The following is an 11,834-nucleotide window of genomic DNA, read 5'->3' on the forward strand; positions in this document are numbered from 1 at the left end:
GCCGCAGGCTCTTCGGCGGCTTCATCGAGCGTCGTCTCGTCTGCCGCAGGCTCTTTGGCGGCTTCATCGAACGGCGGCTCATCATTTGTAAGAGGCGTCGCGATCTCTTTGCTCTCTTGCCCGTCCTTAGCAGACGCATCGTCAGCTTCAGCCGCAGACGCGTCCGGCAGTTGTTCTTCGGCAGCAGATTCGTCGAATTCCTCTTCGCTCATTTCATCTGCAGGCTCATCTGCCGACGGTTCTTTCGCCGCAGGAGTTTTGTCCGCTTCTGTGTCAGACGGCTCGTTTGCAAAAGTCGTTTCCGCCGCTTCTTCGACAGGCGGTTTTTCTGCCGCTTCGTCAACGTTTATCTCGTCGACGGTTTCCTCGGCGGGTGTGCATCCCGTAGGCTTTTCGGCTGCTTCTTCGGCTGACGGTGTGCATTCCACAGGCGCATCGCCGATTGTGCTGCTCATCGGCGCATCTTCTGCAGGCTTTTCATCCGTTTGTTCGTCTGCGTCAAGCGTATTGGCAGGGTCGCCGCGTATGTCTGCGGCGGTTTTTCTGGGCGCCGTTTTCACCAGACGGGCGTTGTAGAAGGTGACGCCCAAGGATGCCGCCAGCACAAAGAGGAGAATGAGTCCATAGTGCATCGGCGTCAAAAAAGGCGAGATATTGAGCGTCACAAAGTTCACAAGAAAAGCCATGACGGCACAGAGAATCAAAGATTTATACCGGATGGGACAGCCAAAGAAAATGGCGATTCGGTGAAGCAAGAGGATGCTCACTGCCATGATGGCAGCAGCAAGCAGGAAAAACGTCAATACCTATCACCACGCTTTATGTTCGGATGGATTTGGGTTGCTTGAAGAACCCCTGACATTAGCTATTTCGACGCATCGTCTTGAATTCCTGCCGTATTTTTAGAAAAACTGTATGGCTTTTATGGATGATACTCTGCCGGAGCGCATCTGCGTGAAGATGGGGGACTGAAATTATCCGTGTTTCCTTAAATTTCTTTGATAAAAATTTTTCTCATGAAAAGGGGAATAGCGGGCAGACGGCGAATACTACTATTGAATAAGATTCATGGAGCCGGCTGTATCCATTTGGATGGGAGCCGATGCCCATGCTGTGAGTTTTGCCGGATGGACACGGAAAGCGCAGTGTTTCATCCATCGTAAAGTAAGGAGAGATTCGAATGACAGAAGCAACATTGACGATTGAGAACAAGACGGGGATTCATGCGCGTCCGGCTTCCGTTTTTGTGCAGACGGCCGCGAAGTTCAAGTCGAAGGTACAGGTCAAGGCGAAGGGGAAGACGGCGGACGCCAAGAGCATCCTTATGCTCATGAGCTTGGGGCTTGCCAAGGGCACGGAGATCACGATTGCGGCGGATGGCCCCGATGAGGCGGATGCTGTAGCGGCGCTCAAGGAGCTTATCGAAACGAAGTTCGGCGAGGAGTAATGAAAAAGCTCCGGGGTGGTTTCGCGTATGCCCCGGAGCTTTTTTTATAAGAAATCATCAAAATATATAAGTACTCTCGTATAAGGAAATATTTGCAAAGTCAATGAATGGGGGAGACGTATATGGCAGAGGGGTTGCGCGGCAAGGGCGTCATCGCCGGCATTGCAATCGGCAAGATCATGATGGCGGGGCAGAACATCGACGGCTATTTGAAGGGCTATCGACCCGGCAATAAGGATATAGAGAACCAAAAGATCAAGGATGCGATCCAGGCGGTCGTCGCCGTGCTGCAGGGGAATATCAAGGCGCTGCAGGCGAAGGATATGGCGGAGCAGGCGGCGATCCTTGAGGCGCACCGTATGCTCGTCCAGGATCCGATGATGGAAGAGACGATGCACAAAAAGGTCGATGCGTTCTCGAACGCGCCTTTGGCAGTGCTCGATACGGCGAAGGAGCAGGCGGCTGTTTTCGAGCAGATGGACGATCCGTATTTCCGTGAACGCGCCACCGACATCCGCGATGTAGGCAAGCGTATCGCCAAGTACATCCTCGGCGTCAAGGAGCCGGAGATTGGCGACGACCCTGTGATCCTCTGCGGGCAGGAGATCGAGCCGTCCGTCATCGCGAACATCCCGACGGACAAGATCGCAGGCGTCATCTTGGGGCAGGGCAGCACGACGTGCCACGCTGTCATCATCGCCAAGGCGCGTGCTATCCCGACGGTCGTCGGCATCGGCGAGCGCCTTGCGGAGATTCCCGACGGTGCGCTCGTCGTCATCGACGGCGAGCGAGGCGATATTCTCGTGCGCCCCGATGAGGCGACGCTTGCATCTTACCGCGAGAAGATCAAGCAGCAGGAGGAGCGCAAGGCGTACTATGCCGAGCTTGCGCCGCTGCCCGCTGTCACGACGGACGGCGTGCGCGTCGAACTCTGCGCCAACATCGGCAACCACATGGACGTCGATGCGGCGCTCACTTATGGTGCGGAGGGCGTCGGGCTTTTCCGCTCGGAATTTGTATTCATGGGCAGGCAGGACATCCCGACGGAAGACGATCAGTTCAAGGCGTACAAAGAGGCGATCGAAAAGTGCGACGGCAAGATCTGCGTGATACGCACGATGGACATCGGCGGCGACAAGCCGCTGCCGTATCTCAACATCCCGCCGGAGGAAAATCCCTTCCTCGGCTACCGTGCGCTTCGCATCAGCCTGCAGCGGCGCGATCTCTTCCTGCCGCAGCTCAAGGCGATCCTTCGCGCCGGCGTTTACGGCAAGGCGGCGATCATGGCGCCGATGGTCATCAACGTCGCGGAGTTCAAGAAGGTCTTGGAGTTCGTCGATGAAGCGAAGCTTGAACTTTCGCATGAGGGCAAGGCGTTCTCTGAGAATGTGCAGGTCGGCATCATGGTTGAGACGCCGGCGGCCGCCATCATGACGCCCGAGCTTGCCAAGTACGTCGACTTTTTCAGCATCGGCACGAACGACCTCGTACAGTACACGCTCGCCGTTGACCGCGGCAACGCAAGCATTTCTTACCTTTACAACCACTTCAATCCCGCCGTCCTGCGCCTTGTCGAGCGTACGGCGCGCGCCGCCAAAGACAACGGGATATGGTGCGGCATGTGCGGCGAGATGGCGAGCGATCCCTACGCCGCTGTGCTTTTGATGGCGATGGGGCTGACGGAACTGAGCATGAGCGCACCGTCGATTCCGCGCGTCAAGGAGAAGCTGCGCAGCGTTTCCGCCGTGCGGGCGAAGGAAGTCCTCGCCGACGTCATGAAGATGGAGGATGGGGATGAGATCAAGGCATATCTGCAGAAGGTTCTCGCCTGATGCTGCGCCTTGCGGTACGTCAGAGAAATTTTATTCGAGGTTTGATCGCGGCGGTGTTTCTCGCCGCGATTCTCGTTTTTGCCGACCTCTTCGTCTTGAGCCGCAGCGCCGCCTTGATCTTCAATCATGCGATGGCGGATCAGACGATGCTGCGCGGTACGGTGACCGTGGAAAAGCTGCGCGCGAACATCTTGGGCGAGGTGCGCTTTGAAAATCTTGAGTGGAAGGACGCAGGCGGCGGTACGATCCTTTTCGTGCCGCGCGGCAGTTTTCGCGCCCGCCCCTACGATGTCTTGACGGGCAATTTGAAATCGACGACGATTCAGGAACTGACGCTCGACGGCGCCGTGCTTTCGATGGCATTGGACGACGATATGCAGTTTGACTTTCTGCGTCATTCGCCGGAATTGGATGCGGCGGAAGAGGCGGCGCTCAAAGAGAAGGAGCGAGCGGAAAAAGAACGTGCGAAAGATAAAAATGCAAGGCGTGAAGATCTGACGGAAGCCGAGCTGAAAGCGCTCGGCGAGAAGGTGCGCGCCGAGCGTACACAGGCGATGCACGAGCATCTGCGGAATTTTGACCGAGAGGGCAGGAAACTGCGTTTGAAGCTCGATCTTACGAACTGCCGCGGGGAGCTGTTCTATCGTCGCTGCCACTACCTTTTGCAGGGCATGGAAATCCATGCCGACATCAATACGGCGGAGGCGGTCGCCATCAAGGGGACGATCGTCGGACTTGGCGGCACGATGCGCGGCAATGGCATGACGATCAACGGCGCAGTTGACATGCGGGAGTCGGCGACTCCCGTCGCTGACCTCTCTGTGCTTGTCAGTGAGGTTGACCCAAGCTCCTTGGGCTTCGGCATGAATATCCGCGACAAGATGACGCTGTCCGTGCGCTTTACCGGTCCCTTGGCGGCGATGGAGGGCGCAGGTACGGTGCGGCTGCGCGATCTCCACATTCCGGGCATTGCTTTCAAAAATGTCGAGGGTATGGTGCATTGGCGCGATGCGCGGCTCGATTTCACCGACGTTACGGCGGATGTATTCGGCGGCAAGCTGTACGCTTATGGCGATTACGATCTCGATACGCGCTATTGGCATCTCTACGGACACGGCGAAGGGCTTGAAGCGGCGGAAGGGTTCCCGAACGGCTGTTTGGACTGCAAAGTGGATCTCGATCTCGTGATCCGTTCGGCGGGCAGCACGCAGCGAACCGAGTACAGCGGCAGCTTTCGCTCGGGCGCGGGTACATACCGCTGGGTGCTGCCCTTCGTGAGTTTGTCCGGCACCTTTGACAGCGCATGGCGCGACCTGCGCTTTGGCGATCTTGAGATCGACTTCGGCGACGGCTACCGTGCGCGCGCTGCGACGTTTCGCAGGAAGGACGGCGAAGTGACGCTCGCGCCGATCGAGCTTTACGATGCCGAAGGCAAGCGCAGCGCCTTCGGCTGGAAGGAAAAATGGTAGGAGCAAATGCCGCTTTGTGTGGCTGCTGTTGGCAAAAAATGAAAAATGACGGAAGCAAAAAACGGGACGGCTGCAGGAATATCGTGCGGTCATCCCGCTTTTTATGCCTTGCAGGATGCAGCATAAATTCACCAAAGACGAGTTATATTAAATTTATGTCTGCATAAAAGAAAATTATTTTCCGAAGAAGGATTTTCGCCGTCTCTATCGAATATTGTAAGCGCAAGGCAGGAGAGCCCTATTTTTTTGTCGTTGGGCAAGAGAAAACGCGTGGAAAGCAGATTCTTTCCGAAAAAATCCGAAAATTTTTTATTGCCTATTGTGCAGGTTTATAGTATCATAAACAACGTAGGGCTTTTAGCGACATTATCATAAACGGAGGGGTAATTGTGGAAATTCTTGTATGTATCAAACAAGTCCCTGGCTCGAACAAGGTTGAAGTCGATCCGGTGACGGGCGTCTTGAAGCGCGACGGCGCAGATTCCAAGATGAACCCGTACGACCTGTTTGCCCTCGAGTGCGGGCTCAGCCTCAAGGAGCAGTACGGCGGGCGCGTCAGCGTCATCACGATGGGACCGCCGCAGGCGAAAGCCGTCATCTACGAGGCGTTTGCTATGGGCGCCGATGAAGGTGCGATCATCTCCGACCGCTCGTTTGGCGGCGCGGACGTCCTCGCGACGAGCTACACGCTTTCGCAGGGCATCAAGAAGTTCGGCAAATTCGACCTGATTATCTGCGGACTGCAGACGACGGACGGCGATACGGCGCAGGTCGGTCCGGAAGTCTCCGAAGCGCTCGATCTGCCGAGCGTCTGCAATGTCAAGAAGATCAATGGCGTCGAGGACGGCGGTCTTTTGGTCGACATGGAGATGGCGCAGGACATCGAGCATCTGAAGGTGCAGTTCCCGTGTCTCATCACGGTGCAGAAGGACATCGTGCAGCCGCGTCTGCCGTCGTACCTCAAGAAGAAAGCGACGGAGACGAAGGACATTCCGATGTTCACGCTTCAGGACATGGACGACAAGGACAAGAATCATTACGGCTTGAACGGCTCGCCGACGCAGGTCAGCCGCATCTTCCCGCCGACGTCCGACAAGGAGCAGGTCTCTTGGACAGGTTCGGCGGAAGAGGTCACGGACAAGATTATGGGTATGCTGAAGAAGAAGAAATTCATCGCCTGATCTTTCGAACCGAGCCGAAGAAACTGCCCGCAATGGCGCGAAGAGCGTGTCTTGGCGGGGGTCGAACAAGAACTGGAGGAAATGCAAATGGGGAAACTCATTGTCCATCAAGACAAAATCACCAGCACGGAGATCATGGAAGCGGTCATCGCCGTCTGCCCGTTCAATGCACTGGAAAACAACGACGGCAAGCTGGACATCAACGCAGGCTGCAAACTCTGTAAGCTGTGCGTGAAGAAGGGGCCGGCGGGTGTCATGGAGTTCGTCGAGGACGAAGTGAAGCCGTCGGTTGACAAGAGCAAGTGGAACGGCATCGCCGTCTACGTCGAGCATGAGGAAGGCGTGATTCACCCCGTCACGTTCGAACTCATCGGCAAGGCGAAGGAACTTGCGGCAAAGATTCACCATCCCGTGTATGCAGTATTCATTGGCAGCGATATCAAGGGCCGCGTCGATGAACTCAGGCACTATGGCGTAGACAAGGTGTTCTGTTGCGATGATCCCGAGCTTAAATATTTCAAGATTGAAACGTACACATCCGCATTTGAGGCGTTCATCAACAAGGTGAAGCCGACGGCGATCCTCGTCGGCGCTACTTCCGTCGGCCGCCAGCTCGCACCGCGCGTCGCCGCTCGCTTCAAGACGGGACTGACGGCGGACTGCACGATTCTCGACATGAAGGAGAACACGGATCTCGTTCAGATTCGTCCGGCGTTCGGCGGCAACATCATGGCGGAGATCCATACGCCGAATCATCGTCCGCAGATGTGCACGGTGCGTTATAAGATCATGAACGCTCCCGAAAGAAGCGAGTCGCTGACGGGCGAGGTCGAGGAGTTCACCGTCTCCAAGGACAAGCTCAAGAACCGCGTCGACGTCCTCAAGACGACGAAGAAGCCGAAGGAACAGAGCATCGAGAACGCCGAGATCCTCGTCGTTGCAGGCCGCGGCATCAAGAAGAAGGAAGACCTCGCGATGATCGAAGAGCTTGCAGAACTCTTGGGCGGGCAGGTCGCCTGCACGCGTCCGATGATGGAAAGCGGCTGGTTCGATGCGAAGCATCAGATCGGCTTGTCGGGCCGCACGGTTCGCCCGAAACTCATCATCACTTGCGGCGTATCGGGAGCGATTCAGTTCGTCGCCGGCATGAACAACTCGGAAAACATCATCGCCATCAATTCGGATCCGAAAGCTACGATCTTCGATGTGGCGAACTACGCCATCGTCGGAGACATCTATGAGATCGTTCCGCAGCTGATCGAAAAGATCAAGAAAGGGGAGGCCGTTGTAGCATGAGTACCTACAAGACTTTCGACGAAAAAGACCTCGAGGCCCTTGCCCAGATCGTTGAGCGCGAGCGCCTTCTTTGGAAAGATGAGATCAAGGAAGAGTACAGCCATGACGAACTCAGCGCTGAGGCGCATTTCCCTGATGTCGTCGTGCGCGTGCTTTCGACAGAAGAAGTTTCCAAGGTCCTGAAGTATTGCTACGACAACAACCTGCCGGTGACGCCGCGCGGCGCTGGCACGGGACTTGTCGGCGCAGCCGTCGCTGTGCATAAGGGCGTCATGATCGACACGACGCTCATGAATCATTTCCTTGAACTCGATGAGAAAAACCTCACGCTGACAGTCGAGCCGGGCGTGCTCATCATGGAGATCTATGCCTATGTCGAGCCGCATGGTCTCTTCTACCCGCCCGATCCGGGCGAAAAGTCCGCGACGATCGGCGGCAACATCTCGACGAATGCCGGCGGTATGCGCGCCGTTAAGTACGGCGTCACACGCGACTATATCCGTGCTTTGGAAGTCGTCTTGGCGGACGGTACCGTTATGAACCTCGGCGGCAAGGTCGTCAAGAACTCGACGGGCTATGACATCAAAGATATGATCATCGGCTCGGAGGGTACGCTTGCCATCGTCACGAAGGCGACGCTGAAGCTCATCCCGCTGCCGAAGAAAACGGTCACACTTCTCGTGCCGTTCCCGACCTTGAAGCACGCGATCGATACGGTTCCCGTCATCATGAAGTCGAAGGTCATCCCGACGGCTGTTGAGTTCATGGAGCGCGAAGTCATCATGGACGCGGAAGAGTTCCTCGGCATGAAGTTCCCGGACAAGACGGCGGACGCTTATCTGCTGCTGAAGTTCGACGGCAATTCGACGGAGGAGATTTCGGGCTATTACGACGACGTCGCGAAGATCTGCCTCGATCAGGGGGCGATCGACCTCTTCATCGCCGATACGGAAGAGCGCGAGACGCCGATTTGGAAGACGCGCGGCGCGTTCCTCGAAGCGATCAAAGGCTCGACGACGGAGATGGACGAAGTCGACTGCGTCGTGCCGCGTGACTGCGTCAACACGTTCGTTGAATACGTGCATCAGGTGCGCGAGGATATGGGCATCCGCATCAAGAGCTTCGGTCATGCGGGCGACGGCAACCTCCACATTTACATTCTGCGCGACGACATGACGCCGGAAGTTTGGAAGAAGAACCTCGAAGAGGCAATGGCTCGCATGTATAAAAAAGCACGTGAGCTGAAAGGTCTCGTTTCCGGCGAACACGGCATTGGTCTTGCGAAGATGTCCTACATGGGCGAGACGTATGCGCCTGAGAAGATCGAGCTGATGCGCGGCATCAAGAAGGCGTTCGATCCGAAGGGCATCATGAACCCGACAAAACTTTTCTGAGAAATTCGCGCAGGTGAAACTGCGTACAATCCTGCCGCAGCGTTTTGCGGCGATTCATACAGCTTATGAAAGGCCCCTTTTCCCGCCTTGCTGTAAATGCACCGTGCGGGCCGCCTCCTGCACGATGTTGAGCAGCAAGCGCGGGGAAAGGGGATTTCTTAAGAAATAATATATATTATCTATTTTCATGACAATTCAATCAAGGGGGATGGACTATGCTGAAGATCTGTCAGGATTGGCCCAAAGAAGCATTCGATGACAAACTCATTGATGCAAAATATTGGGACGATTTTGAGAAAAATGCTACTTTGGCTGCTGCGGAAGTTTTTCGTGTGAAGGATCTCGCGGCGGCGAAAGCGAAAACGGCGGAGCTTATCAAGGAGTTCAACTGCAAGAAAGTCATCGCGACATGCGGCGACAACAACACGGGCATCAAGAAGATCTACGAGGAACTTTCCACGCCCGAGGTGCCGATTTACACGGATAAGTTCGAGATCGCCGAACATGCGCCGACAGCCGACCTCGGTCTTTCCGTCGCGGAGTTCGGCGTCGGAGAGACGGGCGGCGTCTGTGTCGATACGTATTCTTACGAAGCGCGCGTTACAGGTATGCTGCCGCCGGCACATGCCGTCTACGTCAACGCAAACTACATGACGGAGAACCTCACGACGGCTTTGAAGCTCATCTCGCGCGTCTACAAGCGCGGCTACGTCGGATTCATCACGGGACCGTCGCGCACGGCGGACATTGAGCGCGTGCTGACGCTCGGCGTTCATGGTCCGAGCCGCTTCTTCGTCATTGCAATCGAGAACATGGAAGGGAGTGAGGGCTGATGGCACGCGATCTGCGCAAGGAAATCAATGAAAAACTCGAAGATCCGATTCTTCGCGGCGCTCTCGGCAAGTTCGCCGAGCAGTATCCGGGCGCTCGCCTGAAGTCGTATGAAGGTCACGATATCGAGGCTCTGCGCGAGGATCTGCGCGCGATGAAGCACGATGCTGTGCAGCACATCGACCAGCTCGCCGATCAGTTCGAGGCAGCCGTCCGTGAGCGCGGCGGCGTGGTCTACCGTGCGAAGGACGGGCAGGCGGTCAAGGATTATCTCCTCCAGATCTGCAAGGAAAACAATGTCAAGCGCATCGTCAAGTCGAAGTCTATGGCGAGCGAGGAAATCCGCCTCAACGAGGACATCGAGGCGCATGGCATTCACATCCGTGAGACGGACTTGGGCGAATGGATGCTCTCCGTCGCGGGACAGCACCCGTCCCACATGGTCATGCCGGCGATTCACTTGAATCGCGATCAGTGCGCGAGCTTCTTCTCCAAGGAGCTGAAGAAGGATATCCCGAGCGACATTCCCTTCATGGTTCAGACGGCGCGTCAAGTGCTGCGCGAAGAGTTCATGCAGGCGGATATCGGCTTTACGGGCGCGAACTTCGGTGTCGCCGAGAACGGTGCGACCGGACTCGTGACGAACGAAGGAAATGCGCGTATCGCGACGACTCTGCCGCGCATCAACGTCGTCCTCATCGGCTATGAGAAGCTCATCCCGAAGGTTGAAGATATTGCTAAGATCCTGCGTCTCTTGCCGCGCAACGGTACGTGCCAGAAAGCGACGAGCTACGAGACGTTCATCGCGGGTCCGACGCCTGTCATCTACAAGAAGGACGGCAAGTGGGTCGAGGAGGATCGCAAGCTCTACGTCATCCTCTTGGACAACGGCCGTTTGGAAGCTGCGCGTGATCCGAAGCTCAACGAGGTCTATCAGTGCGTGCGCTGCGCTTCGTGCCTCAACGTATGTCCGATCTGGACACTCGTCGGCGGCAACGTCTACGGGCATATTTACTCCGGCGGCATCGGGGCGATTCTCACGGGTCTTTTGGACAACGGTCTTAAGGATTTCTCGAAGTTCAGCGATCTCTGCATAGGCTGCCGCAAGTGCGTGCAGATCTGCCCGGGCAAGATCCCCATCCCGGACATCATCGACGAGCTGCGTTCGCGGAATGTGAAAGCAAACGGTATGCCGTTTGCAGAAAAGACGGTGTTCCAGAACATCCTCACGAACCGCAAGATATTCCATACGCTTCTGAGGATCGGCTCGAAGGCGCAGAAGCCGATGACAAGCGGCAAGTTCATCCGCCATCTGCCTCTCTTCTTTGCCAAGATGACGGACAACCGCAGTCTGCCCGCCATCGCCGACAAGCCGTTCCGCGATCGCGCCAAGGAGCTTGAGAAGGCAAATCCGCAGAACCCGAAGATGCGCGTGGTATTCTTCACGGGCTGCAACATGGACTTCGTGTTCCCCGACTCGGCAGAAAATGCCGTGCGCGTGCTGCAGGATGCCGGCGTCGCCGTGACCTTCCCGCAGGAGCAGAGCTGCTGCGGCAAACCTGCGATGGGCATGGGCGACCGTGACACAGGCAGAAAGCTCGCGAAGAAGAACATCGAGGCGCTTCTCGCGTCGAACCCCGATGCGATCTTCTCGGCGTGCCCGACCTGCACGGAAACCTTGGAGAAAACGTATGTGGAGATCTTTGAGGACGATCCTGCGATGCTCGCTAAGGTCAAGACCTTCTCAAGCAAGGTTCGCGAATTCACGAGCCTCGTTGCGGAGATCTACGAGAAGGAAGGTCGCTTGATGCCGTCGGCTGCCGGTGGGCAGAAGATCACATACCATGATTCGTGCCACATTCGCCGCGGTCTTGGCATCTACAAAGAGCCGCGTGCGCTTCTCGAAGCGACGCCGGGCGTTGACTTCGTCGAGATGAAGGACGCCGATCACTGCTGCGGCATGGCGGGCGCCTTCGGCATGAAGTACGTCGAAATCTCGATGCCGATGCTTGAAAAGAAGGTCAACAACATCAAGGACACAGGCGCAGAAATCTGTGCGGTCGCCTGCCCTGCCTGCATGATGCAGATCGGCGGCGGTCTTGACAAACAGGCGCCAAACATCAAGGTCAAGCATGTCGCGGATATTCTTGCGGAAAATATCGCGGCAAGGGGAAGATAATCTTGATGTAAGGAAGCACAGATAAAATGAAGTTGCCCGGATTCCTAAAGATACAGTGCAGCGGTGTGAAGATGGGCGGCTGAGTTTAGCCGTGCTTCCGTAAGTCGGGGTACAGCAGCTTCGACGCATCTGCGCAGCATATCGCGCCGGATGCGTCGGAGGGGCTGCGCTCTTTTAGGGGGATTTTTCAAAATTGCCCCGAATC

General features: G+C 56.3%; 9 protein-coding genes and 1 pseudogene. 9 read left to right on the plus strand and 1 reads right to left on the minus strand.

All coding sequences use genetic code 11. The annotated features are described in order from the left end of the window. Positions 1-686: pseudogene (locus ACO5Z0_RS01790) on the minus strand (hypothetical protein); the annotation flags it as partial. Positions 687-771: 85 nt separating this feature from the next. Here ACO5Z0_RS01790 and ACO5Z0_RS01795 point away from each other — a divergent pair. The 9 genes from ACO5Z0_RS01795 (at position 772) to ldhH (ending at position 11,629) form a co-directional block, all read left to right on the plus strand. Next, a complete protein-coding gene (locus ACO5Z0_RS01795) occupies positions 772-906 on the plus strand; it encodes a hypothetical protein (protein ID WP_485648960.1) in 135 nt (44 codons plus the stop codon). A gap of 274 nt (positions 907-1,180) precedes the next feature. Continuing rightward, on the plus strand, positions 1,181-1,447 hold the full coding sequence (locus ACO5Z0_RS01800; protein ID WP_442676549.1) for an HPr family phosphocarrier protein: 267 nt from the start codon (positions 1,181-1,183) through the stop codon (positions 1,445-1,447). A gap of 122 nt (positions 1,448-1,569) precedes the next feature. Beyond that, positions 1,570-3,279 (plus strand): phosphoenolpyruvate--protein phosphotransferase, encoded by a 1,710-nt coding sequence (gene ptsP / locus ACO5Z0_RS01805; protein ID WP_485648961.1) that lies wholly within the window; start codon positions 1,570-1,572, stop codon positions 3,277-3,279. After that, entirely contained in the window at positions 3,279-4,748 is a 1,470-nt protein-coding gene (locus tag ACO5Z0_RS01810) for an AsmA family protein (protein WP_485648962.1), read from the plus strand. Before ptsP ends, ACO5Z0_RS01810 begins: the two co-directional genes overlap by 1 nt. A gap of 389 nt (positions 4,749-5,137) precedes the next feature. Then, positions 5,138-5,929, plus strand: coding sequence for an electron transfer flavoprotein subunit beta/FixA family protein (locus tag ACO5Z0_RS01815; protein WP_442673662.1), 792 nt, complete (start codon positions 5,138-5,140; stop codon positions 5,927-5,929). Between the two features lie 87 nt (positions 5,930-6,016). Next, complete coding sequence (locus ACO5Z0_RS01820; protein ID WP_442673661.1) at positions 6,017-7,225, plus strand: electron transfer flavoprotein subunit alpha/FixB family protein; 1,209 nt, start codon at positions 6,017-6,019, stop codon at positions 7,223-7,225. Then, positions 7,222-8,619: an FAD-binding oxidoreductase gene (locus ACO5Z0_RS01825; RefSeq protein ID WP_442676552.1), complete on the plus strand. Its 1,398-nt coding sequence runs from the start codon at positions 7,222-7,224 to the stop codon at positions 8,617-8,619. Before ACO5Z0_RS01820 ends, ACO5Z0_RS01825 begins: the two co-directional genes overlap by 4 nt. A 215-nt stretch (positions 8,620-8,834) precedes the next feature. Beyond that, a complete protein-coding gene (locus ACO5Z0_RS01830; protein WP_442673862.1) occupies positions 8,835-9,452 on the plus strand; it encodes a LutC/YkgG family protein in 618 nt (205 codons plus the stop codon). Further along, on the plus strand, positions 9,452-11,629 hold the full coding sequence (ldhH, locus tag ACO5Z0_RS01835; RefSeq protein WP_442673861.1) for an L-lactate dehydrogenase (quinone) large subunit LdhH: 2,178 nt from the start codon (positions 9,452-9,454) through the stop codon (positions 11,627-11,629). Before ACO5Z0_RS01830 ends, ldhH begins: the two co-directional genes overlap by 1 nt. The last annotated feature ends 205 nt before the right edge of the window (positions 11,630-11,834 follow it).

The organism is Selenomonas sp. (genome assembly GCF_057272215.1).